Annotated in this window: 23 protein-coding genes, 1 tRNA gene and 1 pseudogene; 14 read left to right on the top strand and 11 right to left on the bottom strand. The window is 55.1% G+C overall.

From position 1 onward, the window contains the following. The first annotated feature begins 39 nt into the window (after positions 1–39). Entirely contained in the window at positions 40–1,104 is a 1,065-nt protein-coding gene (gene purM / locus ABMV07_RS11110; protein ID WP_088267621.1) for a phosphoribosylformylglycinamidine cyclo-ligase, read from the top strand. Positions 1,105–1,235: 131 nt separating this feature from the next. On the opposite strand, the gene ABMV07_RS11105 is transcribed toward purM, so the two are convergent. Next, positions 1,236–1,442, bottom strand: coding sequence for a DUF3073 domain-containing protein (locus ABMV07_RS11105; RefSeq protein WP_003852791.1), 207 nt, complete (start codon positions 1,440–1,442; stop codon positions 1,236–1,238). A 222-nt stretch (positions 1,443–1,664) separates the two neighbouring features. Then, positions 1,665–2,726 (bottom strand): YgfZ/GcvT domain-containing protein, encoded by a 1,062-nt coding sequence (locus tag ABMV07_RS11100; protein WP_088267637.1) that lies wholly within the window; start codon positions 2,724–2,726, stop codon positions 1,665–1,667. Positions 2,727–2,821: 95 nt separating this feature from the next. Between ABMV07_RS11100 and ABMV07_RS11095 the strand changes: the two genes are divergently transcribed. Next, the gene (locus ABMV07_RS11095; RefSeq protein ID WP_197692027.1) at positions 2,822–3,718 is read left to right on the top strand and encodes an aminodeoxychorismate lyase; all 897 of its coding nucleotides are present in this window, start codon (positions 2,822–2,824) and stop codon (positions 3,716–3,718) included. A 6-nt stretch (positions 3,719–3,724) separates the two neighbouring features. On the opposite strand, the gene ABMV07_RS11090 is transcribed toward ABMV07_RS11095, so the two are convergent. Beyond that, positions 3,725–4,372: an FABP family protein gene (locus ABMV07_RS11090; protein WP_234917893.1), complete on the bottom strand. Its 648-nt coding sequence runs from the start codon at positions 4,370–4,372 to the stop codon at positions 3,725–3,727. Positions 4,373–4,441: 69 nt separating this feature from the next. Between ABMV07_RS11090 and ABMV07_RS11085 the strand changes: the two genes are divergently transcribed. Next, positions 4,442–5,464: a diacylglycerol/lipid kinase family protein gene (locus ABMV07_RS11085; protein ID WP_088267638.1), complete on the top strand. Its 1,023-nt coding sequence runs from the start codon at positions 4,442–4,444 to the stop codon at positions 5,462–5,464. A gap of 19 nt (positions 5,465–5,483) precedes the next feature. On the opposite strand, the gene ABMV07_RS11080 is transcribed toward ABMV07_RS11085, so the two are convergent. Beyond that, the gene (locus ABMV07_RS11080; protein WP_088267624.1) at positions 5,484–6,287 is read right to left on the bottom strand and encodes a DUF2993 domain-containing protein; all 804 of its coding nucleotides are present in this window, start codon (positions 6,285–6,287) and stop codon (positions 5,484–5,486) included. A 38-nt stretch (positions 6,288–6,325) separates the two neighbouring features. Here ABMV07_RS11080 and mshD point away from each other — a divergent pair, with 38 nt between their 5' ends. The 6 genes from mshD to ABMV07_RS11050 all read left to right on the top strand — a co-directional run bounded on the left by mshD (position 6,326) and on the right by ABMV07_RS11050 (position 11,671). Continuing rightward, the gene (mshD, locus tag ABMV07_RS11075) at positions 6,326–7,237 is read left to right on the top strand and encodes a mycothiol synthase (RefSeq protein WP_088267625.1); all 912 of its coding nucleotides are present in this window, start codon (positions 6,326–6,328) and stop codon (positions 7,235–7,237) included. A gap of 289 nt (positions 7,238–7,526) precedes the next feature. Next, complete coding sequence (gene pstS / locus ABMV07_RS11070; protein WP_371891562.1) at positions 7,527–8,594, top strand: phosphate ABC transporter substrate-binding protein PstS; 1,068 nt, start codon at positions 7,527–7,529, stop codon at positions 8,592–8,594. A gap of 14 nt (positions 8,595–8,608) precedes the next feature. Continuing rightward, on the top strand, positions 8,609–9,634 hold the full coding sequence (gene pstC, locus ABMV07_RS11065) for a phosphate ABC transporter permease subunit PstC (RefSeq protein WP_374064611.1): 1,026 nt from the start codon (positions 8,609–8,611) through the stop codon (positions 9,632–9,634). A 13-nt stretch (positions 9,635–9,647) separates the two neighbouring features. After that, positions 9,648–10,511 carry a phosphate ABC transporter permease PstA gene (gene pstA / locus ABMV07_RS11060; RefSeq protein WP_197692023.1) on the top strand — a complete coding sequence of 288 codons (864 nt, stop codon included), beginning with the start codon at positions 9,648–9,650 and terminating at the stop codon, positions 10,509–10,511. Continuing rightward, the gene (gene pstB / locus ABMV07_RS11055) at positions 10,512–11,291 is read left to right on the top strand and encodes a phosphate ABC transporter ATP-binding protein PstB (protein ID WP_162495027.1); all 780 of its coding nucleotides are present in this window, start codon (positions 10,512–10,514) and stop codon (positions 11,289–11,291) included. Between the two features lie 167 nt (positions 11,292–11,458). Then, on the top strand, positions 11,459–11,671 hold the full coding sequence (locus ABMV07_RS11050; protein WP_088267629.1) for a hypothetical protein: 213 nt from the start codon (positions 11,459–11,461) through the stop codon (positions 11,669–11,671). 149 nt (positions 11,672–11,820) lie between these two features. Here the strand turns inward: ABMV07_RS11050 and phoU are convergent, their stop codons facing one another. Together phoU and dusB are read right to left on the bottom strand one after the other, a co-directional pair. Continuing rightward, positions 11,821–12,573 carry a phosphate signaling complex protein PhoU gene (phoU, locus tag ABMV07_RS11045; RefSeq protein ID WP_088267630.1) on the bottom strand — a complete coding sequence of 251 codons (753 nt, stop codon included), beginning with the start codon at positions 12,571–12,573 and terminating at the stop codon, positions 11,821–11,823. Between the two features lie 18 nt (positions 12,574–12,591). Next, positions 12,592–13,737, bottom strand: a complete 1,146-nt coding sequence (gene dusB / locus ABMV07_RS11040; RefSeq protein ID WP_197691168.1) for a tRNA dihydrouridine synthase DusB — start codon at positions 13,735–13,737, stop codon at positions 12,592–12,594. Positions 13,738–14,077: 340 nt separating this feature from the next. Between dusB and ABMV07_RS11035 the strand changes: the two genes are divergently transcribed. Then, the gene (locus ABMV07_RS11035) at positions 14,078–15,592 is read left to right on the top strand and encodes an acetyl-CoA hydrolase/transferase family protein (RefSeq protein ID WP_197691169.1); all 1,515 of its coding nucleotides are present in this window, start codon (positions 14,078–14,080) and stop codon (positions 15,590–15,592) included. Positions 15,593–15,668: 76 nt separating this feature from the next. On the opposite strand, the gene cydC is transcribed toward ABMV07_RS11035, so the two are convergent. From cydC to ABMV07_RS11015, 4 genes are read right to left on the bottom strand one after another with little or no spacing between them, the layout of a single operon-like run. Next, positions 15,669–17,216 carry a thiol reductant ABC exporter subunit CydC gene (gene cydC / locus ABMV07_RS11030; RefSeq protein WP_374064610.1) on the bottom strand — a complete coding sequence of 516 codons (1,548 nt, stop codon included), beginning with the start codon at positions 17,214–17,216 and terminating at the stop codon, positions 15,669–15,671. Then, positions 17,213–18,784 carry an ABC transporter ATP-binding protein/permease gene (locus ABMV07_RS11025; RefSeq protein ID WP_197692020.1) on the bottom strand — a complete coding sequence of 524 codons (1,572 nt, stop codon included), beginning with the start codon at positions 18,782–18,784 and terminating at the stop codon, positions 17,213–17,215. The genes cydC and ABMV07_RS11025 overlap by 4 nt, the downstream gene beginning before the upstream one ends. Then, positions 18,781–19,755 (bottom strand): cytochrome d ubiquinol oxidase subunit II, encoded by a 975-nt coding sequence (cydB, locus tag ABMV07_RS11020; RefSeq protein ID WP_088267634.1) that lies wholly within the window; start codon positions 19,753–19,755, stop codon positions 18,781–18,783. The genes ABMV07_RS11025 and cydB overlap by 4 nt, the downstream gene beginning before the upstream one ends. Positions 19,756–19,762: 7 nt before the next feature. Beyond that, a complete protein-coding gene (locus tag ABMV07_RS11015; RefSeq protein ID WP_196981543.1) occupies positions 19,763–21,274 on the bottom strand; it encodes a cytochrome ubiquinol oxidase subunit I in 1,512 nt (503 codons plus the stop codon). 516 nt (positions 21,275–21,790) lie between these two features. Here ABMV07_RS11015 and ABMV07_RS11010 point away from each other — a divergent pair. The 3 genes from ABMV07_RS11010 (at position 21,791) to ABMV07_RS11000 (ending at position 23,681) form a co-directional block, all read left to right on the top strand. Further along, a tRNA-Lys gene (locus tag ABMV07_RS11010) sits at positions 21,791–21,863 on the top strand. Positions 21,864–22,103: 240 nt separating this feature from the next. Further along, positions 22,104–22,409, top strand: a complete 306-nt coding sequence (locus ABMV07_RS11005) for a hypothetical protein (protein WP_088267636.1) — start codon at positions 22,104–22,106, stop codon at positions 22,407–22,409. A gap of 50 nt (positions 22,410–22,459) precedes the next feature. Beyond that, positions 22,460–23,681 (top strand): IS3 family transposase gene (locus ABMV07_RS11000; protein WP_374064548.1). Its coding sequence is split into 2 segments (ribosomal slippage): positions 22,460–22,764 and positions 22,763–23,681, totalling 1,224 coding nucleotides; the frame shifts between segments, so codons are not numbered across the junction. 29 nt (positions 23,682–23,710) lie between these two features. Here ABMV07_RS11000 and ABMV07_RS10995 read toward each other — a convergent pair. Next, a pseudogene (locus ABMV07_RS10995) lies at positions 23,711–24,057 on the bottom strand (helix-turn-helix domain-containing protein); the annotation flags it as partial. A 310-nt stretch (positions 24,058–24,367) separates the two neighbouring features. Between ABMV07_RS10995 and ABMV07_RS10990 the strand changes: the two are divergent. Next, complete coding sequence (locus ABMV07_RS10990; RefSeq protein WP_088266481.1) at positions 24,368–24,715, top strand: SdpI family protein; 348 nt, start codon at positions 24,368–24,370, stop codon at positions 24,713–24,715. Positions 24,716–24,722 lie beyond the last annotated feature (7 nt).

The following is a 24,722-nucleotide window of genomic DNA, read 5'->3' as shown; positions in this document are numbered from 1 at the left end:
CCTACACCCCAAACTAACATAAGGATTAAAGGTCCCCACATGACGGAAAAGAACGACAACGTTTCCTACGCTGCCGCAGGCGTGGATATTGAGGCCGGCGACAAAGCAGTCGAGCTTTTCACCCCACTAGCCAAGAAAGCAACCCGCCCAGAGGTTCGTGGCGGCCTCGGCGGATTCGCCGGACTGTTCGCACTCGGCAAGTACCGTGAGCCGCTGCTCGCAGCAGGCTCCGACGGCGTAGGCACCAAGTTGGCTATCGCCCAGGCTATGGACAAGCACGACACCATCGGCATCGACTTGGTGGCGATGTGCGTGGATGACCTCGTTGTCTGTGGTGCGGAACCGCTGTTCCTCCAGGACTACATCGCCATCGGCAAGGTTGTGCCAGAGCACGTGGCACAAATCGTGTCCGGCATCGCCGAGGGCTGCATCCAGGCTGGTTGCGCATTGCTCGGTGGAGAAACCGCAGAGCACCCAGGTGTGATGGAGCCTGAGCATTACGACGTCTCCGCAACCGCCGTGGGCGTTGTTGAAGCCGATGAGGTTCTCGGTCCAGACCGCGTGCGAAACGGCGACGTTGTTATTGCTATGGCATCGTCTGGTCTGCACTCCAACGGCTACTCCTTGGCTCGCCACGTATTGCTGGAGAAAGCTGGTCTGCCTCTCGACGGCCACATGGAAGAATTCGACCGCACCTTGGGTGAAGAACTGCTCGAGCCAACCAAGATCTACACCAAAGACTGCTTGGCGCTTGCCGACGAATGCGAGGTGCACACCTTCTGCCACGTCACCGGTGGCGGCCTAGCCGGCAACTTGGCCCGTGTGATCCCAGAAGGCCTTACTGCAGAGCTTTCTCGTGCCACCTGGACCCCTGGCCAGATCTTCCGCACGATCGAAACCATTGGACAGGTCCCTCAGGTTGAGATGGAAAAGACCTTCAACATGGGTGTCGGCATGGTCGCTGTTGTTGCTCCAAAGGATCGCGACCGCGCGTTGGCCATCCTGACCGCCCGTCACATCGACGCATGGGAGCTAGGCACCGTGCGCGCAACCGAGGATGACGAACCTTTTGTCATCCTGACCGGCAACCACCCAGGCTACTAAGCCGAAAATCGCTGTGAAAGCAGGGAGGCTGGCGCGGCTGCTTCGGTAGCTGGGTCAGCCTCTTTTCTGAAGCAACAAGTATCCCCCCTGAGTAGTGCTCAGGGGGGATACTTAGCTCGGCTAAAGAAGAATTATTTTTCTTCCCAGTCGCCGTAATCGGCATACTTGTCGGCTACGTCCTCATAGTCATCCACATAAGAGTCAGAATGGCTCTTGTTCGAACTTGGGGACTTCTGGGCCAGCTCCCTTTGCAGAGAGTCCAAATCCATATCTGGCGTGTTGTACTTAAGCTGGCGTGCAACCTTGGTCTGTTTAGCCTTCGCGCGACCGCGACCCATGGCATGACCCCCTTGGAGTGAACAGGAGAAGGGATGGGTATGTGTTCTTCTCCATTTAGCTATTTATTCGACGTGTTTTTTCCTATAAGACACAATAGCCCGAAACGGAGCAATTTGTCGCACTGAGAGTGTACCGCACGGGAATTGTTCCCCCAACAAAGGCGTAGTTAAAACTTTACGCATGGGTATTTTCGCAGCTCACAACAAGGGGTGATGAATTTCTTACAGTCCACGCAATTTGTTGATTGCCGCGCGTCCAGCTTTCTCTCCATCGTCGTGTGGCAGGGAGTCGGGGTCAATACTGATCGCCACATCGTCACCCGCCTGCAAGGTGGCAGACTTCAGCGCTGAACGCTTCACTACCGCTAGACCAATGGGGCCGAGCTCGAAATCATCAACCACAGTGCCAAGGAATCCCACCGTCCGACCACCGGCCGTAAGCGGCGCAGCAGGATGAGGCTGCTCGGGCGCGGAACCGTCGATAAGCACCATGACAAGCACTCGTGGCGAACGACCCAAGTTTTCCACCCGCCCTACAGTTTCCTGCCCGCGATAACACCCCTTGTTAAGGTGCACCGCACCAATGTGGTCACCCCGTCCGATCAACGATGCCGCCTCATGCGGGATCGTTGTTGCATCCATGTCCAAACTCATCACGGGTTGCACAGAACGCACCCGCGCTGCGGTATAAGCCATCATGCCAGCCGGCTGAAAACCGCGCTCTTGCAAACTAGCCGCTACTGCCATGAGGCTGGTACGTGGAACTAGGATGTCGCGACGCGGCAACGAAAAATCAATAACAGGGCTAACCGCTAATGCCTCGGGGAGGGGAGCGTCGACGAGTGCATCAAGATGCTGCGCACTGATAACACTGATCACTGCCGCGTCGATCACCTCGACAGTAACCTTCGACCAAAAGATCATCCGCGTGAAAAAGGTGTGCAAGGATTCCAACTGAGCTGCAGGAACATGCACATAGAACACCTCATCGGTGGCGATGATTTCCATGTGGTGCACAACATGGCCTTGGATATCTAAATCCAACGCCTCACCAGCCCAAGGGTTGGGAAGCTCGATAAGTTTTTGGGACACTAGGTTGTTCAAAAACACCGCAGCATCCTCGCCGCTTATGCACAGCACGCCGCGATGTGAACGATCGACAAATCCGCCGCTGCGTTCAAAGTAGCGCTGCTCTACTAGAGGTTGACCGTAGTGCCAAGCGACACCGGTGTATTCGGGAATCTCGTTGCCACCTTGAGGCTCTGCCGCACCAGGCAGGTTCAAAAGGGGGCTGGAATATGTGGCGAGTGATTCAGGATTTGTCACAAAATAGATCGTACATCCCAAATGCGCGTGCTTCAGCGGGCATAATGAAGTACATGGCGACAGACACGTCTTCACCTAAGCATGAGCCCATCATCATTGCCGTTGAGCCCTATGGGGGATCGGTGCGCGATCACAGCCCCTTTCTCCCTTTGGTGTACTGGGATGATGCGGCCGTAACGCGTGGAGACGGCGTATTTGAAACGATCCTGTTTCGGCACGGTCGAGCATGCAACCTAGAACGCCATGCGCAGCGCTTCCGTGATTCCGCAGCTCTGCTGGATCTACCGGAGCCGCGACTAGACCACTGGGTGCATGCGACGTCGATGGCAGTGGAGAAGTGGTTTCAGCAGTGCGAGAGCGACGCAAAATGCGTGTGGACGTACACCCGTGGGCGTGCCAGCACCGGGCACCCCTCGGCATGGCTGACCATTACAGCAGTGCCTGATTCCGTTATTGAACAGCGGGAACAAGGCGTGCGGGTGATGACAACCCCACGTGGTTACCATATTGACACCAGCAACTGCGTGCCTTGGGTGGTCATCGGGGCTAAGACGCTCAACTATGCGTCCAACATGGCCGCCTTACGCTGGGCGAAAAAAGAAGGCTTTGACGACGTCATCTTCACCGAACAAGATCGTATTCTCGAAGGTGCTACCTCAACTGTGGTGACCTTTCGCGGAAATAAAATCCGCAGTCCTTTCCCCAGTGGGGACGTGTTGCTAGGTACCACCCAAGCGGCGCTTTTTGATTACGCAACGAACCTAGGTTGGAACTGCAAACTCAAAGACATGGACGAGGTGTACCTCACGGAAAAGGCGGACAGCGTGTGGCTGATCAGCTCCGTTCGAGGCGCCACTCGAGTGCGGCGGATTAATGACACAAAACTGCCCCGACCAGACAACGAATCCGAGATTCGGGAGCTGATCGAGACAGCACTGACAGCACCGTAGCTGTAATTAACCGATCACGCGGGAAAGTTCTGCGGACATCCGTGGACGCATCTCGCCATCGACCATGCGCTCATCTACCCATCCCAAGTTGTTGTTAGGCATCAGGCCGTAGAGGCGCTTGCCTGGGCCAAGGGTTGCTGGGCCCTGCGCCGTAACCATGGTGGAAGCAGATTCGATTTGCCATGCACGCTCGTTCATAGGCTCGCCGTAAAAGATCTCTGCCACACCAGTGGAGTGCGTAAGTACTACCTCGATTTCGTCTTTGAGGCTAATGCGCCAGAAGCCGGACTCGCGGTAATCCAAGTCGGTGGAGTTGCCTTCGTCGTCAAGCTTCCAGATACGCGACTCATAGGTGAGGTAGTTTTCGCCGTCGTGTGCGAAGGTAATCTGCTGGCCAAAGGCGTACTGGCCCTCTTCGGCGGTGTCCGCGTGTCCGGTGCCACGCCACACACCAACGAGGGGGAGAAGTGCGAGAAGGCCATCGTGCAGGTTAGGGCCCTCGCGAAGGTTGGCGGTGTCATTAGGAATAGGTAGGTCGCCTAGGCCTGGGATGTTCCGGTGTGCGGATTCTTTCCACTGCTCGGCAGCACGGTTGGCTGCGTCGTTACCGCTGAGCGCGGTGGGCTGTACTCCATCGTTGATGTGTTCACTCATAGTCCACCAGCCTACTTGTTTGGTTGGCATACACCACAAATGTTCGCGTTTGGCGATAAGGTGGGTGGCGTGCGCGCCCTTATTATTAGTAACCCGAACTCGACGACGCAGTCCGCTGAGATGTTTCGGCATGTCATTCCAACATTGCGCGCAATCCCTGGTCTGGAGCTTCGCGCCCAGATGACCCACTATGCGGGACATGCTCGTCACATGTGCGAAAACCTCACCGTAGAGGATTATGACGTCGTCATCGCCGTGGGCGGTGATGGCACGGTCAACGAGGTTATTAATGGACTGCTAGGCGATCTACCTGCGGCCCCACCGGCGTTGGCGGTGATCCCTACTGGTTCTGCCAATGTGTTTGCTCGTGCGCTGGGGCTTCCTGCGGATCCGGCGCATGCTGCTGAGGTGTTAGCGGACGCGCTGCACAAGGGCAGTACGCGCCGGATTAATTTGGGCAAGTGGGGCTCGCAGTGGTTTGCGGTCAATGCGGGCTTTGGCATTGATGCTGATGTGATCGCTGCGGTGGAAAGAGTGCGGCGTCGCGGATTTGCTGCGACTCCGCTGCGTTATGCTCATGCTGCGATACGCTCGTGGCTGAAGCTGCACCGGCATGCGCCGCGGATGAGCGTGCGGGCGATAAACCGTAATGGTGAGGAATTTGTGCATGACGGTCTCCCCATTGTGATTGCTTCCAACACTAATCCGTGGACATTTTTAGGCCCGTTGCCTGTGGTGACCAATCCGCGTAATTCTTTTGATTTGGGTTTGAGCTTGTGGGCGATTACTGATCTTCGTGGCATTGGTGGTGTGGCTTCGATGGCACACCTTGTGGGTATTGGCCACAATAAGGTCATTGCCGATGTGTTGCAGCGTCGTACTTTGATGTTTGATGATGCCACCGAGGTCAGCATCGTGTGCCACGAGAACCAACGCTTCCAAGCTGATGGCGAATATGTGGGCCAGTTTGATGAGGTGACGTTAAAAGCGGTGGCTGACGCTATTGAGGTTTATGCGCCGACGGAGCCGGTGAAACCAACTCCGTTATCTATGCTCAAAGTGGGTTTGAGCTTTTTCGATCCACGCTTGTGACGCACAGAGTTATTCCACGTTATTCCACAACTACTTTGTTGTTGGTAGAGCGCAGCGGCGAGAGGTCTTCGAGGCGCAGCGTGACGTTGCGTTCTTGGGCTTCGAACCTGATGGTGCCGCCTGAGAAGTACACGTAGCTTGCTTGGGCATTGATCGGCAGGGTGCGGGTGTTCAAGGTCCAGTCAAAGGCTGCGAGTATGTCTGCGTCGCTGGCGGTGTTATCGCCTCGGTCCATAACGGTGGTGGGGGTGAGGTAGAAGTCTTCGCCTTTTAGTCGAAGATCTGCTTGCACGGTGACTGGGCTGTGGAAGCCGTGGGGGGTGCCGCGCAGTTGAACTTCGCTGGCGTTGGTACCGGCTGGTGAGATGTCGTAGGGATTAGATAGGTCGAGGTCGTCGATTCCTAGTTGTTTTCCTACGGCCACGGCATCGAATCCCACGTCGCGGGACACCAGCTGTGCTTTGGCTCCGTCTACGCTGCCGCTGAGTACCTCACTGCGGCTGAGTTTGAGGTCGGTGACTGAGGTGCCAGCAACCAGCAGGCCGAAGTCTGCTACTTCCACGTCAGAGACGTTGACGGATAGCTCTGGGATCTTTCCGGTAATCAGCGTCGCGGTATAAGGTACTCCGCCTACATACACACTTGGGTTTTGATCGAGCTGTGCGTTGTTGCGAACGGCTTGGGAGATGCGGTGCTCGGCTCGGGCGGCGATGGCGGCGTCGATAGCCCACAGGATCAGGCCAACTGCGATGAAAAAGAGGATGGTGATGAGCAGGGCGTGGGCGCCACGACGGCGCACTCGGGGGTCGGAGTCGTTGTGCACTCCTTTATTTTTACCACTAGGTGCGTAGGGTGGGGCATATGAAGATGATTGAAACCTTCTTAGCTTCAGCCTCGGCGGTTCTGCGTGATCGTGTCGATGAGATTCTTGCGGCGGCAACCCGCGCAGATGGTTGCGCACCGTTTTCAGAAAGTTTTCTTAATGGCCTTCAGCGGGCTGACGATGGCCATGTGCATTCTTGTGTGATGGATAGCCACGACCAGGTAGTCGGGGTTGCAGCACGCGATGGTGATAGTGCTGAGGTGGTAGTCGATCCAGCATTCCGGCGGCAGGGCTATGGCAGTTTCCTTATCCGGCATGTGGTGTCCCAGGGGGTTAAGAATGTGTGGGCGCATGGTGATGGTGCGGGTGCAAAGGCGGTGGCAAAAGCACTGCAGTTGGAACAAACACGTCAGCTGCTTGTGATGGCAGTCGAGGGGAATCGGCTGGTGGAGTCTGCCCAGTTGCAGGTTCCTAATGGTTTTAGGGTGTTGGCGTTAAACGAGGCTTATGAGAGCATCCCTGATATTGAGCAGCAGTGGTTGCGTGTGAATAACGAGGCCTTTGAGTGGCATCCTGAGCAGGGTGGTTGGGATAGCGCTCGGTTGGCTCAGGCGCGTGATACACAGTGGTTCCGAGAATCCGATGTGTTGTTTCTTATCGATACCGCCAAGCGCACTGTTGCCGGTTTCCACTGGACGAAGCGCCACGGTGATCTGTCAGAAGGCGGCGATGGCGAGGTGTACGTTGTGGGCCTAGGAAGTGCTTATCGACGCCGTGGTTTGGGGGATTTGTTAATCCGCATGGGACTGCACCATTTGGAGTATGAACATGCGCGTCGGGTGATCCTTTATGTAGAAGGCGATAATGAGTCGGCGCGTAGGGCTTATGATGCCCTAGGTTTCCACGTGGTTGAATCCCATGTGACGTATTCTCCGCAGCCTTCTTCATAGCGAGCCGCTAGGTAACGCACAGGTGAACAGAAAGGGATTTCTGTTCACCTTTCTTATTGTGGGGGTGCTAGGGGGTGGGTGTTGCGAGAAGGGGAATGGAGGTAAAACTAGCGAATTTTATATGGATAACCTGCGGGCATGATCTATCTATGTCCTGTTTTCCTGTTGTTCACATAGGTAGCGCAAGTGCGTTACCTAACTCTTTTAGAGTTCACCAGTGGCACCACCGCGGTGCTGGCATTTCCCTCGTTTTTTCGTCGAAAGGCTTTTTGTGAACTTCTCTGTCACCATCAAGCGCCTTAGCGCCTCCATTGCCTTTGTCAGCGCAGCAGGTATTGCACTGACAGGATGCTCGGAAACTGAATCGTCCTCTTCCGCTGCGTCTACTGGTGCGTCGGGCGAACTCGTCGCAGAAGGTGCATCTTCGCAACAAAACGCGATGGATTATTTCAATGTGCGCTACCAAGAAGCTTTCTCGGGTTCCTCTTTGGCCTATAACGCCTCAGGTTCTGGATCTGGGCGCAAGAACTTTATCGCAGGCCAAGTAGCTTTCGGTGGTTCGGATTCACCACTGGCACAAGAGCAGATTCAGCCAGCGAAAGATCGTTGTAATGGCAACGACGCGTGGCATTTGCCTATGGTGGTGGGGCCTGTGGCTGTGGCTTATAACTTGTCGGGTGTAGATCACCTGAACTTGCCTACGGCGGTGATTGCCAAGATCTTTGCTGGCAAGATCACCCAGTGGAATGACCCTGCGATTGCAGAGGCTAACAAGGGTGTCTCGCTTCCCGATACCAAGATTTCTGTTATTTACCGCTCGGATGAGTCTGGTACCTCGGATAATTTCCAAAAGTTCTTAACTGCTGCGGCCCCGCAGGAGTGGACCACGTCTGGTTCGGCATTCCCTGCGTCCGTTGGCTCGGGTGCGAATGGTTCTAATGGTGTGGCCTCGGAAACCAAGACTATCGACGGCGCCATCACCTACGTGGAATCCGGTTTTGCCCGCCAGCAAGGCCTCAACGTTGCCTCCATCGACTTCGGTGCCGGTTCCGTAGAGCTTAATTCTGCCTCGGTGGGCAAGGCCCTTGATGCTTTGACCTTCAAGACTGAGGGTCACGACATGGTGGTGGACACCACGGCACTGTTTGCACAAAAAGCAGAAGGCACATATCCGCTGGTTCTGACCACCTACGAGATTGTTTGCTCGGCAGGATACGACGAAGCTACCCGCACCCATGTGAAAAACTTCTTGTCCCAAGTGCTGAAATCCCAAGATTCCAAGCTGGAAGAACTCGGCTATATCCCTGTTCAAGGTAAACACCTCGAGCGCCTCACCGCTGCTGTGGACGCGCTATAAAAGGAGCACAACCCATGACCTCTACTCTGCCCACGCTGAGGCAAACAGACGGCACGTTACGCCCGCAGTCCTCTGCGCAACCAACCAAGCACCACGCCCCTAAGCGACGTCGATACGCCGACCGTGTCCTCGAAGGGCTCACGCGCGGCTCCGCCATCACCATCATCTCCGTGGTGATCGCCATCGGCACCTTCCTACTGTGGCGCGCGATCCCCGCCATCAGTAATCACCCAGGCGGCCTGCTCGGTTTCCTCACCTATGCCGGCAACTGGAACGTGGCAACGACCTCCGCCATGCTGTTCGGAATCCCGAACCTGCTGGCCACCACGGTGTTGATCTCCGCGCTGGCGCTTATGGTGGCAATGCCAGTGGCGTTGGGCGTGAGTATCTTCCTCAACTTTTATTCCCCACGCATGCTCCGCACACCACTGGGTTTTCTCGTGGACATGGTGGCAGCCGTTCCGTCGATCGTTTTCGGCCTGTGGGGTTGGCAGGTCCTTGGGCCCACGCTCTCCGGCGTCTATGAATGGCTAGCCCGCGTGACTAATGGATTCTTCCTCTTCCACGTTTATCCCAACTCGCCGGCCTTTGCTACCGGCCGCAACATCCTGACCGGTGCTGTTGTCCTCTCCGTCATGATCTTGCCCGTTATAGCCGCAACCACCCGCGAAGTTCTTGCCGCTGTGCCGCGCTCCCACGTCGAGGCAGCGCTCGCACTCGGGGCAACAAAAGCAGAGATGATCCGCATGGTAGTGCTGCCCTTTGGCCGCAACGGTTTCATCGCCGCCTCCATGTTGGGACTTGGCCGCGCACTAGGTGAAACGATGGCTATCTACCTGATTGTTTCCCCCTCATCGCAGTTCCGTTTCTCGCTGTTCGATGGCGGCACCACCTTCGCAACCGCAATCGCGAATGCCGCGCCGGAGTTCAACGACGATCTTCGCGCCGGGGCATACATCGCTGCAGGCCTCATGCTGTTCATTGTCACCTTTGTGGTCAATTCGCTGGCGCGCTTGATCGCCCAGAAGTCGTCTCGTTAGAAAGAGCCCTTCTATGACTGTTTTGTTCTCCAGACGCCTGCGCAACAGCGTTGTCACTGTCGCGGTGACTCTCGCCATTGTTGTAGCTATCGTGCCGTTGCTTTCGGTGCTGTATACCTTGATCAGTCACGGTGTTGGCACGATCATCACCTCATCGTGGTGGACTTCCTCCCAAAAGGGCGTGATGTATTCGGTTGCTGGTGGTGGCGCGCTACACGCGATGATCGGCACCTTGGTGCAAACCCTTCTGTGCAGCGCTGTTGCTATCCCGCTAGGTGTTTTAGCTGCGATCTTCCTTGTGGAATACGCCGGTGATTTCCGCCTAGGCAAAATGTGCACCTTCATGGTGGACATCATGACGGGTATCCCGTCAATCGTGGCCGCGTTGTTTGTCTATTCCTTATGGATCGTGCTTCTTGGCTTCGAACGCTCTGGTATTGCGGTATCGATTGCGCTGCTGATTTTGATGGTGCCCGTGGTGGTTCGTACGACTGAAGAGATGCTGCGCATCGTTCCGCAGAACCTGCGGGAGGCGTCGTTAGCCCTTGGAGTGCCTCGATGGCGCACGATCGTAAGCGTAGTGGTACCTACAGCCCTACCTGGAATTATTACCGGTGTGATGCTTGCGATTGCACGCGTGATGGGGGAGTCTGCGCCCGTGCTCATCTTGGTGGGTAGCACTCAGGTAATCAATTGGGATGCGGTGTCTGGCCCGCAGTCTTCCTTGCCGCTGATGATGTTGGACATGTTCAAGGCGGGTACTGCCGATGCCGTATTGGACAAGATGTGGGGCGCTGGATTGACCTTGGTGCTTCTTATTTCTCTTCTGACCATTGGAGCTCGTGTGATCTCCGCGAAAACGAAAGTTGCCGTATAAATGCCAATTCCTAAGATTCAGTTGGACCATCTCAATATTTATTACGGCGATTTCCATGCGGTGCGTGATGTCAACTTAGAGATTCTGTCTCATCGCGTCACCGCCTTTATCGGGCCGTCGGGCTGCGGAAAGTCCACCGTGTTGCGTTCGATGAATCGCATGCATGAAGTCACCCCCGGCGCGCGTATCGACGGCCGCGTGCTTCTCGATGGCCGTGACATCTATGCATCCGACACAGATCCAGTGATGGTGCGTTCCTCCGTGGGAATGGTGTTCCAAAAAGCTAACCCATTTCCTACGATGTCCATCGCCGACAATGTGGTCGCTGGTCTGCGCCTCACAGGTGTTAAAGACAAGAAGCGGCTGGCTGAGGTCACCGAGCGAGCTCTGCGTGGGGCAAACCTGTGGGAAGAAGTAAAAGATCGCCTTGATAAGCCAGGTGGTGGACTTTCGGGTGGCCAGCAGCAGCGACTATGCATCGCGCGCGCGATCGCTACTGAGCCGGATGTGCTCCTTATGGACGAGCCATGCTCAGCGTTGGATCCCATCTCTACCTTGGCTATCGAGGAACTCATCCAGCAGCTGAAGAAGGACTTCACCATTGTGATCGTGACGCACAATATGCAGCAGGCGGCACGTATTTCGGATTACACCGCATTCTTTTCTCTGGAGGCAACGGGCAAACCAGGCCATCTGGTGGAGTATTCGCCTACTGCCACAATGTTTTCTACGCCACATTCTCAAGAAACTGAGGACTATATTTCCGGTCGCTTCGGATAAAAACCGCAGGTCACAGGACTGCATGAGAAAAGTTAACCGAGCGGCCGAGAAAGTTAACCTAGTGTTTACCTAAACGGCCCTTGGTGTCTACCTCGAGGTCCTAATCTAAGTCTCGTTGCCCGCCACCGTGGGCAGTAGAACACTCCTAGTAAAGCGAAGGATCTGTTATGTCGAGCACCGTCACCGCAACCAAGCTTGATCTTCCTACCGCAGATCAGCTGATGAACGCGGCCGATGTGGCATTCAACAATATGTATGCACAGCGTGAGCGTCGAGCATTCAACCTCGTAGATTTTCTCACCTCGCCTTTTAAGCGCATGGGTGCTCGCATGGACGTAACGCTGAAAGCCCCATCTGCATTGGGCGTATCCCACGCATAACCTGTAGCGAAGAAGCAAGCCTCTTGGACATCGGCATCCAAGAGGCTTTAGTCATTTTTGGGGGTGGCTCGGCATTTAATTCACACCAAATCGAGTGAAACTCGCTAGTTTTGCTGGATTTGGTGTGAAGTGTTGTGCAGCCCACCCCCTTAATCGGCTGGTTTGGGCCAGTCGTAGTTGGCGAATTGCTCTTCTAGTTGGGCAAAGCGGGCTTCCATCTCGTCGGGCTCGAAGCCGTCGTCACGTTTCTTTTTGTATTCCTCCGGCATAAGACCAGTGGTGAGGTACACGATTTGTGCTGCCACGTTAACGGTATGGTCGGCAAAGCGTTCGTAATAGCGGGCGAGCAAAGTGACTTCCACGGCGGCGCGGGTAGAAAACGGCCATTCCTTCTTGGTTAGAAGTGTCATGATGTGTTCGTGGATGTCGTCGATGGCGTCATCGTCGGCGGCGAGCACGATGGCAACGTCTGCGTCGGGATCGACGAGCACGCTACGGGTTTTGTCAGACATTTCGGTGCACAGTCGTGCCATTTCGTGGAAGTATCCGCGGATGGGTTCTGGGATGACGAGGTCGGGGTGGCGTCGTCGTGCCATGCTGGCGATGTGCATGGCAAGTGAGGCCATGCGGTCGAAGTCCTCGATGATGTAGATGGAGGAGACGATTTGACGGAGGTCGCGGGCGACGGGGGCTTCTAGGCTGAGAAGTTGGACGGCGCGTTTGGTAGCGCGGCTTTTTACTTCGTCGAGTTCGTCGGAGAGTGACAGTGCATGTTGGGCGGATTGGAGTGATCCTTCCAGCAGGCCTGTCGACGCCCCCTCTACCACTGCGGCAACTGTGTCGCACATGGTAATCAGATCTTGTGCAAATGCGTCTAGATGCTCTCGATACGTTGTGCGCATACAGCAACTATATAGGTGTTATCCGCCTGAGTGCATGATCTCAGCGCCTTCTGGGACGGTGGCGTCGTCGGGGTCGTCGAGCCAGCCATCGGGGAGGGCAACTTTAGCGGGTGAACCTTGGCGTCCGCGTGCGCTATCGGAGTCGGCTGCTAGGGCATCGGAGTCTGCGAAGGGGGCGAGCACCTCGCGGAGTTCGGTAAGCGAGTTGATCCTTGCGAGGGCACCGCGGAATTCACCGCCTACGGGGAAGCCTCGCATGTACCAGCCCATGTGCTTGCGCATATCGCGGCAGGCTTTCTTTTCGCCGTCGTGCTCAGCGAGCAACTCTGCGTGGCGGTAGATAATGCGGGTGACTTCGCCCAGTGTTGGCTCTGGTGGGAGTTCTTCGCCACGCAGGGCTACGGAGATCCCCGCGAATAGCCAGGGGCGGCCGAGGCAGCCACGACCGACGACAACGCCGTCGCAGCCGGAGGCGTCGAGCATGGCTTTGGCGTCTTCGGGTTTGAAGATGTCGCCATTGCCAAGCACGGGAATCCCGGAGTCACGCATGTGATCTTTTAGGGTGCCGATAGCGTCCCAGTGGGCGTCGCCGGAGTAGCGCTCGGCTGCGGTGCGGGCGTGCAGGGTTACGGCTGCGGCACCTTCTTCGGCAGCGATGCGGCCGGCGTCGAGGTAGGTGAGGTGGTCGTCGTCGATGCCCATGCGGAATTTTACGGTGACGGGGATATCGGTTCCTTCGACGCCTTTGACGGCGGCTGCGACGATGTTGCTAAATAGTCGACGTTTATATGGGAGTGCGGATCCGCCACCACGTTTGGTTACTTTGGGTACGGGGCAGCCGAAGTTCATGTCGATGTGATCGGCCATGCTGTTTTCTGCGATCATCTTGGCTGCTTTGTAGGTGTACTCGGGGTCGACGGTGTACAGCTGCAGGGAGCGAATATCTTCTTGCGGACCAAAGGCGGTCATGTGGAGTGTTTTCTCGTTGCGCTCCACGAGGGCGCGTGCGGTAATCATCTCGCAGATGTAGAGCCCCGATACGGTTCCGGTGCGTTCGAGTTCTTGTTCTCTACAGAGGGTACGAAACGCAATGTTGGTTACGCCTGCCATGGGGGCGAGCGCTACTACGGAGTCGAGTGCTAGGGAGCCGATCGTCAAAGTCACCTGCACTATTGTTCCCTCTTGGCTATGGGTGACACAAACGTGGCATGAGGCTGCACACGTGCGATGTGGGGGTGATGGGGCGAAATTATCTGTTTGAACTGTGTAGTCGCTAAAAAATCCCCGAAATATCCCCATGTGTGGGGGTGAAAAATGTGCTTTAGTGAACTAAGCAACACGAAGAGAGGATCTTCGGTATTGTGGTGTCCGTAACTATATGCTGGTATCTCGGACGTTTTCACATTGATGCGTTTAAAGTGCTGGTTATTAACCAAAAATCTGCCACATACTGCCTGCCTCTCTTTTGGCATGCACTGCGGCAGACGTTGTTGAGGAGGATTTAATGTCTGATCGTATTGCGAACGCTCAGCTTCGTGGCAAGGTTATGTCGGCTGAAGAGGCTGCGCAGTTTGTCAATCACGGTGACAAAGTGGGCGTGTCCGGCTTCACCGGCGCTGGTTACCCGAAGGCTTTGCCTACTGCTATCGCAGAGCGTGCAAAAGAAGCGCACGCACGTGGCGACGAATACATGATCGATCTGTTCACCGGTGCATCCACTGCACCTGACTGTGACGGTGTGCTCGCAGAGGCTGATGCCCTGCGCTTCCGTACCCCATACCAGTCCGATCCAATCTTGCGCTCCAAGATTAACGACGGCACCACTTTGTACGCCGATTATCACTTGTCCGAGCTCGGTATCTACGTTGAGCAGGGCTTCTTTGGGCAGATGAATGTGGCTATCGTTGAGGCAGTTCGCATCACCGAAGAAGGCCACATCGTGCCATCCTCCTCTGTGGGCAACAATGTGGAATACCTCGACAACGCCGAGAAGATCATCATCGAGGTTAACTCTTGGCAGTCCGAGGAACTCGAAGGCATGGCGGATATTTACCGCATGAACAAGCTGCCTAACCGACAGCCAATTCCGATTACCGAGGCCGGCCAGCGTATCGGTACCACCTACATCGACATCGACCTGTCCAAGGTTGTTGCCGTCGTAGAAACCGATGCCCCTGACCGCAACGCACCGTTCAAGCCACTGGATGAAACCTCCAAGCAGATCGCTGGACACTTCCTTGACTTCCTCGAAGGCGAGGTCGCAGCTGGCCGCCTGTCCTACGACGGCTACGTCATGCAGTCCGGTGTGGGCAACGTGCCGAACGCTGTGATGGCAGGCCTTCTGGACTCCAAGTTCGAAAACATCAAGGCCTACACCGAGGTGATCCAGGACGGCATGGTCGACCTGATGGACGCCGGCAAGATGACCGTCGCCTCCGCAACCTCCTTCTCGCTGTCTCCTGAGTACGCAGAGCGCATGAACGCAGAGGCAAAGAACTACGCCCAGAAGATTATCATGCGCCCACAGCAGATCTCCAACCACCCAGAGGTTGTCCGCCGCCTCGGCCTGATCTGCACCAACGGCCTTATCGAAGCCGACATCTACGGCAACGTTAACTCCACCAACGTCACCGGCTCCCGCATGATGAACGGTGTCGGTGGTTCCGCAGACTTCACCCGCAACGGCTTCATCAGCTCCTTTATCACCCCATCGGTTGCCAAGGGTGGCGACATCTCCGCATTCGTGCCATTCGTCTCCCACGTAGACCACACTGAGCAAGATGTGAAGGTCCTCATCTCCGAGTATGGCTACGCCGACCTCCGTGGTCTAGCCCCACGTCAGCGTGTAGAAAAGATCATCGCTATCGCGCACCCTGACTACCGACCACTTCTACAGGACTACTACGATCGCGCCCTGGCCTTCGCCAAGGAAAAGAAGATCATGCAGACCCCACACCTGTTGGGTGAAGCACTGAGCTTCCACCAGCGTTTCCAAGAGACTGGTTCCATGAAGAAGTAACCACCTCAACAACACAGGGTCGGCACTGACACAGATAATCTGAAAGGTGCCGACCCTTCGTTGTTATTTCATGCCTTTACTGCATATGCGTGACTACGATGACGCTGCGCTGGGGGAGCGCGCCGGGTAGGGGCTCATGCAATAGCATGTGGAGTAGGCGCCGGCCGTCGGTGTCGTCGATGTGGGCGGTAGGTTCGTCGAGAAGCACAATAGGTGCAGTCGAACACAGTGCGCGGGTGAGGAGCAAACGTCGTCGCTGACCGCTAGAAATTGACTCCGCACCATCACTAAGAATGGTGTCGAGGCCGTCGTGGGCATCGAGCCACGGCCCTAGACCTACAGCGCGCGCAGTGGAATACATGAGCTCGTCTGAGGCGTCGGGGCACGCCACGAGGATGTTCTCACGAATGCTTGTGGCAAAGATGTAACCGTCTTCAGAAAACAGCCGCGTCCATGTTCGCAGACTATGTGTGTCTGTGTGTCCTGCGATTGTGACCGATCCGGATACTACGGGGCTAAGCCCTGCGATGGTACGCAATAGGGTGGTTTTACCGCAGCCGCTGGGGCCTCGAATCACATGGCGTTGCCCAAACTCCACATTAAAGTTCCATGTGTTGTCGCCCCAAGCGCAGGTTAAATCTTCTACGCGTAGCGCGGGGGCCTCGGTAGCGTTGGCGATGCCAGGGGCTGGGAACTCGATTGCCTGCCCCATAAAAGCTGTCATGCGCTGTGCCGCTTTGATGCCGATCACATGATGCGTTGCGGCTTCGACTAGCGGCGCGTGGGATTCGAATGCAGACATTGCGAGGAGAACGAGCATGCCTAGCCACATGGGCGATCCTTGGTAAAAGTGCAGTCCTAGCCCTGTGACCAGCAAGAGTGTGCAACCAGAAACCGCGACCACGGTGGCGTCGATAGCCGCGAGGCGCTTGAGCCTATGGGTACTGGCTGTCGCCATCTTCTGCGAATCTGCCACCACACGGGCGTTTTTGCGATTTCCCAGCCCTGCTGCCTGAAACTCCACGCGGTGATTAAGCACTGCGTCCAAAGACTCATCTAGTTGATCTCGTGCTGCAACCTCCGCAGTATGAATAGCCTGCCAACGATCTGAACCCACCCAGCGTGGGATCACCACGCCGGTGAGCAACAATCCGAACGCCAACACTAACCCCGCGAAGGGCAACAAACACGCAGCTCCCGCAACGGCGAGCACACTGAGTACCACAGCCACCCCACGAGGTACGATGCTGCGCACGATAAGGTCAGTGACTCGTTGCGCGTCGGCACCCAGTGCGCGTTGCGCTTGCGTATCGGAAACGTGACCTTGAGAAACCGCCGCTTGGAATACCTGGACGCGCAAGCTGCTCAGTGCAGACAGCGCATAGCGGTGGGTCACAATGCGATCAACATAGCGCATGACGGAACGCGATAATCCTAAAGCTCGCACAGCAGTAATCGCAACGGCCAAATCAAGGATTGGTGGCGCCTGCCATGCGCGGGTAATGAGCCACCCAGAAAGTACCATCAACCCAAGCGAACTCAGCAACGTCAGTGAGGCGATAGCAATCGCGCCGGCAAGGGCACGGCGGGAAACATGCTGAAATAACAAGTCGATGGGTTTCATAGGACAATCACCTGGTCGGCGTAGGCGCGATTAGCAAGGTCGTGGGTCGCTACGATCACAGTGGCACCGTTGCGGGCAAGGCCGCGGATGTGCTCCCACATTTTCCTCGCAGTTTCAGGGTCCACGTGGGCGGTGGGTTCGTCGAAAAGATACACGGCGCATTCCTGCGAACAGGTGCGTGCGAAAGCCAACCGTTCTATTTGCCCACTCGATAGGCCCTCGCCTTGGTAAGTCACGGTGCGCGAAAGCGGAATATCGAATCCGATTGTGCGCAACAACGCTCCAGCGGTGTCGCGGTCACGCGGCCCCAACAACGAGAGGTTGTCAGCCAGCGTTCCCGTGCACAGGGCAGGGCGCGCCGGGAGGTATCCGATGCTGTGCGGCGCAGCGATCGTGCCTTCGTAATTGATCATGCCCATGATGGCGAGCAGCGTTGTGGATTTTCCACAACCATTGCTGCCGATGAGGGCCGTCACCTCGCCTGGGCGGGCTTGAAAACTTAGATTGTGTGGGCGGATACCGTCGCGGCCATGCACACTGAGCTTATCGACGCTCACCTCACCGTCCGAAACAACCGTGGCGGTTTTCGGTGGTGCAACGTTGGCAGTTTGCGGTTTGGACTCGATAAGGTCCAGGGCGGTTTCTACTGCTGTCATGCCATCGGCTGATGAATGATAAGCGGTGCCTACTGCCCGTAGTGGGTTATACACCTCGGGGGCCAAGATTAATGCGATAAGTCCTGCGTGCAGCGTCATTGAGGAATCAACCAGGCGCACGCCGATGCTTACGGCAACAAGCGCTACCGAAAGAGTGGCCACAAATTCCAGAGCAAAAGATGACAGGAAAGCCAAGCGCAGAACCGACATCGTTGCAGCGGCGTGCCGACGCCCACTGCTGCGTACTTGTGATTGTGCTGCAGACGTATCGCCGATTTCTTGGAGCGTGCGAGCACCGCGCAACAAATCAATGATGTGGCGGTCCAACACTTGGGCTCGATGGAGGCGTTGTTGTGTTTGATCCCGTGTGAGCGTGCCGATCAAAATCATAAAAATAGGGATCAACACCAGCGTTGCTGCTGCGATCAGAGCAGAGCGGACGTCGATAAGCGCGATGACGACCAGCACAATCGGCGTAGAAATCCCCGAGGACAAAACCGCCGGAATGTATGCCGACAGATACGGACGTAGGCCTTCCACGCTTTCCGGCCCCGCCCCCAACACCACCTTCCATCGACTGCTGTTTTCCTGCACCACCCTAGGATCCGTAGCATTCAGCGCCGTTAACGTGCGGGAACGTACATCTGTAATAACAGGGCCAGCACCTGTTGCAGACCACCAGCGCTGCATCCATGCCATCGCACTCACACCGACAACACTGATCACCAACACCGCAGCCCATGCTCCAACATGAGGCATAGGATCCGGCCAGTGCTCAATAGTGCCCGCGACCAAAAACCCCACAGAAAGGCCGCGCCCCACGACGAACGCCACGGACGCTACTTGAATAACAGCAGCAATCACAATGAACGTTCGCGCGGGGCGAATCAACGTTAAAAACCGGATGTTCACACGCGCACTCGTTGCCTAAAAACCCAGTACGTCCAGCCCTGGTACAGAAGTACCAGTGGTGTGACCAGCACAGCAGCCCACGTCATCATGGTGAGCGTGTACTGCGAAGAAGACGCATTGTAAATGGTCAAGCTGGTGCCGTCGGCAAGCGTGGTGGGCATCAAGTTCGGGAACAACGATCCAAACAACACCGCTGCGACGCAAAGAATAACAACCGAGGTTGCCGCAAATGCCCAACCATCACGATTGCCACGAATACCTACCGCCGCAACGACCAAGCCAACCACTGCGATAACCAACGGTGCCCACGTCCAGCCACGACCATGTGCGAGCTGAGTCCACACCAAAAACACTGCGCCCACAACTGCCGCCGGAATATACAACCGGCCAGCCAAGGAACCCATGACCGTAATCTCAGTCTTAAGCTTGAGGAACAACGCGCCATGTAGCAAGAACACCAGCACAAACGCCACGCCGCCGAGCAAACCAAACGGGTTTAGCAAAGCGATAAGCCCAGTCAGGCTGGAATCAATGTGGAACGAAGAATCAATAGCCACACCATGAACAACATTGGCAAACGCCACACCCCACAACAAAGCGGGAACCCAGCTACCGATACCAATGCCGATGTCGCAACGATCACGCCACACATTAGTGTCAACCTTGCCGCGCCACTCCAAAGCAACGCCGCGCAGAATCAATCCGATCAAAATGAGGAACAATGGCAGGTAGAAACCCGAAAACATGGTGGCATACCACTCAGGGAAAGCTGCAAAAAGTGCGCCACCTGCAGTAATGAGCCACACTTCATTGCCATCCCACACAGGTCCAATGGCTTTAATCGCAGCGGTACGCTCCTGCTTGCTCAAAAACGGCAGCAACATACCCACACCGAAATCAAAGCCTTCGAGGACAAAATAACCAGCGAATAGAACCGCAACTAACACAAACCACACTGTTTGAAGATCCATGATCGTGTTACTCCTTACCTTCCGTAGCATGAGCGCCGAGGTGCAACAGATCATCGGCAGGGGATTCGGCGTGATCGCCGCTGTGAGGACCATAGCCAAGCATGCTCGAAGAATCCTCGCTGGCTCCGGCCACAACTTTCTTCTTCATCAGCCAGAACCACACGCAGGCAAGCGATCCATACACCAAGGTAAAACCAATCAGAGAGGTCCAGACCACCCAGGTCGGGTGCGAGGAAACACCAAAGTCAACGATCAAATGAATGAGATCTTCGCCGTCAGGGCTGCCGGGGATAGCCTCCGGATTAGGAGCCACGATCCACGGCTGGCGACCCATTTCGGTAAAGACCCAACCAGCGGAGTTAGCTAAGAACGGGAACGGCACAGCGATAAGAGCTGCGGTACCCAACCAGCGCAGTTGCGGAATGCGACCCTTGCGAGTCATCCATAAACCAACGATCGCCAACACTACCGACGCCGCCATCAGGCCGATCATTGCGCGGAACGACCAGTAGGTGACAAACAAGTTTGGAACGTAGTTGCCAGGACCGTACAAAGCCTCGTACTTTTCCTGCAGCTGATTAACACCCTCTAGGGTGACGCCACTGAGCTTGTTCTGCGACAAAATACTGAGCACGCCCGGCACGTCGATCAAGTGCTTTACGGACTCGCAGTTATTGTGCGTACCTACCGAGAGCACCGAGAACGAAGGATCGAGCTCTGTCTCGCACAGCGATTCCGCAGCGGCCATCTTCATGGGCTGCTGAACAAACATCAGCTTGCCTTGGATATCACCGGTGAGTGACAATCCCGCCACACTAGCCAACGTGGTCCATGCACCCAACCGGAAGTTCTTACGCCAAAACGCAGCATCCTCTGTCCGCTGTGCTCGACGCTCACGAATCATCCACCAACCAGCGATACCAGCAACAAAGGTGCCACCGGTCAGCAGGGAACCGGTTACCGCATGCGGCCATGCAGCCAATGCAGTGGGGTTGGCTAAAAGCTTGCCTAACGACACGAGCTCGGCTCGACCCGTTTCGGGGTTAAACCGCGCACCGACGGGGTGCTGCATAAACGAGTTGGCCACGATGATGAAGTAAGCCGACACGTTGACGGCGATCGCGACTAACCAAATCGACGCCAAGTGGACTGACTTGGGCAGGCGACCCCAACCAAAAATCCATAGTCCTAGGAATGTGGACTCGATGAAGAAGGCGATCAAACCTTCGAGCGCAAGAGGTACGCCGAATACGTCTCCCACAAAGTGGGAGTATTCGCTCCAGTTCATGCCGAATTGGAACTCTTGAACAATGCCAGTGACTACGCCCATGGCGAAGTTCACGAGAAAAAGTGTGCCAAAGAACTTTGTGGAACGAAGCCACATGTCTTTTTTGGTAATAAACCAAGCAGTTTGCATCGCTGCGACGATCGGAGCCAAGCCGATTGTCAGCGGTACGAAAAGAAAGTGGTACACAGTCGTAATACCGAACTGCCACCGTGAAACATCCACTAAGTCCATCAGAGGAGAACTTTCTGCGATCATTCGAGGTCACCATGATGGCATGCACACGACACGAGGGGATGCCGGCTTGGCGGCCATTCGTACCTACTGCACGCCCATGGGGACCCACACCCAAACCAACGTGAGGTGCGTAAATATATAGTCGGTTGTTTTCTTAGAAAGTTCCTAAAAAGAGGGATAGATAACATTTCTACTACACGTCAAAAAGTGCGCAAAAGAAGGGGATCGTCCTAAAAAGGCACTGTAAAGTGGGGTTATATTAAATTTTTTCATTTTTGCCCATTGTGGACGGCTACCCCTTTTAGGAGTCCATCTTTTCTTAAGGTTGCGGGGTGTTGTGTCACTTTAGGCTCGTGATCTGAGCGGGTAAATCTGGACTTTGGAGGGGGTGGGGTGGAGCTGTATTGTCGTTAAGATTGGTGAGTGTGACGTGCGGATTAGGTGCCTTTGGAAAAACGCGGTACAATGCTCCTCGTGCTATTCAGTAAGCGTAACGCTTAAGGAATATGCTTTGGGCCTTTAGCTCAGTTGGTAGAGCTACGGACTTTTAATCCGCAGGTCCCGGGTTCGAGCCCCGGAGGGCCCACGTTTCATGCAGGTCAGAAAGTATTTCCGCTTTCTGGCCTGTTTTGTTTCCTCTGGTTTTCCCAGTTCGCCGTTAGAAACATTTTATCACGACGTTCTGTGCCCCTTGAATCTACGATGAGGGCACGAACGGGAATACAGGCAAAAATTGGGCACATACAAAGCTTCAGGAAAGAAATTTGGCAGCGTTAGACGATTGAAGTCTGGCAGGTACCAAGCGCGGTACACGGCACCGGATGGAGTGAGATACAGCGCTGATACGACGTTCAACGACGAGATGGATGCTTACGCTTGGCTGTCGATCGTACGGAAGCGTATTGAGCTTGGTTCATGGCGATCTGTAATCGCTGGAGATGTTAGCACCAATCTCTATAGCTCGGTCAGTGTGCCAGTCACGCCAGAGCCTGAAGAAGCGAAAACTACTCCTACCGTTGGCGAGATGGTGGAGCATTGGTTGGATATTCACGCTAATCTTGTGCAGGATTCGACACTGACCACGTACAGGGCGATTCTTCAGAAGCGAGTGATAGAAAACAAGTGGTTTTGAAATGGTCTAGGTTTTCTTCCGTTTGAGAGTATGGGGGGGGAATTTGGGTTATGTCAAAGATTTTTGATCAGGAAGCCAAGGATCGAGCGGTTCGTTTGGTTGAGGATCGTATTCGTGTTCAGGAGTGTTCAATTGTGAGTGCGTGCGAGCAGGTTGCACCCAAGCTTGGTGTTAGTGCTAGCGCGTTGCGCCAGTGGTTGCAAAAGTCTAGGCGCGAGAATCGCGATCGTGTCTGCGAAATCGATCTCGTGGCTGAGAACGCCCGCCTGAGACAAGAGGTTCGGGAGCTGCGTGATACGAACGAATTATTGAAAGCTGCTTCGGCTTTTTCGCGTCCGAACTCGACTCCCAACGTCGGAAATGATCGCGTTTATTGATGAGTATCGTGATCGTTTCAGTGTCGAGTTTATCTGTAGGACGTTAAACAAGGAGCGTGAGGGCGGCTTCCTTACCTCGCGTGGTTATCGTGATGCGAAAGCAAGACCACGTTCTCGTAGAGCATTGCGTGATTGTAAGCTTGCTGAGAAAGTCAAGGAGATTCACGCCGAGAATTATGGGGTGTATGGGGTAGGCAAGATGTGGCACGCCCTGACACGCGAAGGGATCGAGATTGGTCGTGAGCAAACCCGGCGGATCATGAGCCTTGCTGGAGTAACCGGTAAGCGTAAGGGGAGGAACCCTGTCACCACAGTCAAGGGTAAGGATGTTGATACTCGCCCAGACTTGGTTCAGCGCGATTTCAAGGCTACAGGCCCGAATCGGCTGTGGGTTGCTGATATTACCTACGTGAGAACATCGAAGGGTTTCGTCTACGCTGCCTTTGTTACCGACGTGTTCTCCCGCAAGATTGTGGGCTGGGCACTGTCAGATTCAATGAAAACTGAAGCCTTACCGCTCCAGGCGGTCAAGCAAGCGATCTGGAACGCCCACTCAACCAAGGATTTGATTCATCATAGCTATCACGGCTCTCAATACGTCTCTTTGACCTATCATCAGCATCTCGTGGATGCTGGCATCGTTGAATCAACCGGCAGCGTGGGTGATAGCTACGACAACGCGTTGGCCGAGAACGTCAACGGCTCATACAAGAACGAGATCATCCATACCCGTACGTGGGCTGATGTTCTCGAGGTAGAGATCGCTACATTCGAGTGGGTGCACTGGTGGAACCAGATCCGTCTCCACCAAGCCCTTGACTACCGCACGCCGGTCGAGGTCGAGAACGAGTACTGGCAGCAACAAAAAGAATCAGCAATAATAAAAACAAGGTAAACACCTAGGAAGAAAACCCGGGGTATTTCAGTTGACGGTGCCCTGCCTAACTCTCCGGCAATCGCGCGAATACTTTTACCTGCATGAAGCCTATCAGCGATAATGATTCGTTCTTGCAGGGCTAGATAGTACGGTCCAGCATTTTCAGGGATCTCCATTTTGCACAGTACCAGGCAACGCTAGCCTTTTCGTTACGCCCGCTCGAGCGAGTACGTCCATTACGCCATACTTTCCCGGTACGTTTGGAAACGCCCACTACTTTGGCTGCTTGCGTAAAATTCAGTCCCTGACGCAAAAGCTCTACATAATGCTCACGCCGAGCAGCACACATTTTTGAACGGGACGGGTAAACAACACCCGCATACTCATACAACACCGTTGAAACATCCTTTCAATCTCGGTGTTGCAACCACCACTAGAACCCAAGAAGAGGGATTACCCAACAAGGGGGGATAAGTGGCTCCACACGGGAGAGGCACAATAATCTGACATATGCCACGGATAAATTTATCCAACTCGTCGCTTTGTCAATTGTTATCGAGGCTCGCAAGTCATTCGTTCTTTTTATTCATTGACTGCGATTAATTCCCCTCCTTGAGGCAGGCGCTTCTTTAAAGAAGCGTGACACCGTTTCGCAATTCAATGGGAAGAATCGCAAAACCAATAGATTAGAGAAGGGGCTAGAAATGTCGCTATGGATACCGATTGTCACCGGGGTTTTCACCTTGTTGTGTGCACTCCTGTTTGGTGTTATTGCAGTGCGAAGCAAGAGCGGCACCCTGCCGCGGAACTCTATCGTAGGAATTCGCTTAATAAGCACCATGCAGTCCGATGCGGCGTGGAAAAAGGCCCATCAGAAGACATGGATGGGAACTGCTTTGATTTCCATCATCTTCTTCATTGGCGGCATCACGCTTTTGATATCAGGAGAAATAACGGAAACTTACTATGCAACCATCGTTGCAGTGACTTTTGGTTCCCTCGTTCCCATTCTGATCATCCAAGGAATTCTTGCACATAAAGCAGCAAGCTAACAAATGT

Origin of the sequence: Corynebacterium belfantii (assembly GCF_041898185.1) — a bacterium.
GTDB classification, from domain to species: Bacteria; Actinomycetota; Actinomycetes; order Mycobacteriales; family Mycobacteriaceae; genus Corynebacterium; species Corynebacterium belfantii.
The sequence above is the reverse complement of the archived record's forward strand: the minus strand, read 5'-3'. Positions and strand labels throughout refer to the sequence as shown.

What these genes read in the sequence shown, in the direction of transcription:
- cydB (WP_088267634.1), bottom strand. Translation starts at nt 19,755, where the DNA reads ATGGATCTTCAAACAGTGTGGTTTGTGTTAGTTGCGGTTCTATTCGCT.
- mshD (WP_088267625.1), top strand. Translation starts at nt 6,326, where the DNA reads ATGAAGATGATTGAAACCTTCTTAGCTTCAGCCTCGGCGGTTCTGCGT.
- ABMV07_RS10990 (WP_088266481.1), top strand. Translation starts at nt 24,368, where the DNA reads ATGTCGCTATGGATACCGATTGTCACCGGGGTTTTCACCTTGTTGTGT.
- pstC (WP_374064611.1), top strand. Translation starts at nt 8,609, where the DNA reads ATGACCTCTACTCTGCCCACGCTGAGGCAAACAGACGGCACGTTACGC.
- purM (WP_088267621.1), top strand. Translation starts at nt 40, where the DNA reads ATGACGGAAAAGAACGACAACGTTTCCTACGCTGCCGCAGGCGTGGAT.
- ABMV07_RS11090 (WP_234917893.1), bottom strand. Translation starts at nt 4,372, where the DNA reads ATGAGTGAACACATCAACGATGGAGTACAGCCCACCGCGCTCAGCGGT.
- ABMV07_RS11105 (WP_003852791.1), bottom strand. Translation starts at nt 1,442, where the DNA reads ATGGGTCGCGGTCGCGCGAAGGCTAAACAGACCAAGGTTGCACGCCAG.
- ABMV07_RS11095 (WP_197692027.1), top strand. Translation starts at nt 2,822, where the DNA reads ATGGCGACAGACACGTCTTCACCTAAGCATGAGCCCATCATCATTGCC.
- ABMV07_RS11050 (WP_088267629.1), top strand. Translation starts at nt 11,459, where the DNA reads ATGTCGAGCACCGTCACCGCAACCAAGCTTGATCTTCCTACCGCAGAT.
- ABMV07_RS11035 (WP_197691169.1), top strand. Translation starts at nt 14,078, where the DNA reads ATGTCTGATCGTATTGCGAACGCTCAGCTTCGTGGCAAGGTTATGTCG.
- pstA (WP_197692023.1), top strand. Translation starts at nt 9,648, where the DNA reads ATGACTGTTTTGTTCTCCAGACGCCTGCGCAACAGCGTTGTCACTGTC.
- cydC (WP_374064610.1), bottom strand. Translation starts at nt 17,216, where the DNA reads ATGAAACCCATCGACTTGTTATTTCAGCATGTTTCCCGCCGTGCCCTT.
- phoU (WP_088267630.1), bottom strand. Translation starts at nt 12,573, where the DNA reads ATGCGCACAACGTATCGAGAGCATCTAGACGCATTTGCACAAGATCTG.
- ABMV07_RS11015 (WP_196981543.1), bottom strand. Translation starts at nt 21,274, where the DNA reads ATGGACTTAGTGGATGTTTCACGGTGGCAGTTCGGTATTACGACTGTG.
- pstB (WP_162495027.1), top strand. Translation starts at nt 10,512, where the DNA reads ATGCCAATTCCTAAGATTCAGTTGGACCATCTCAATATTTATTACGGC.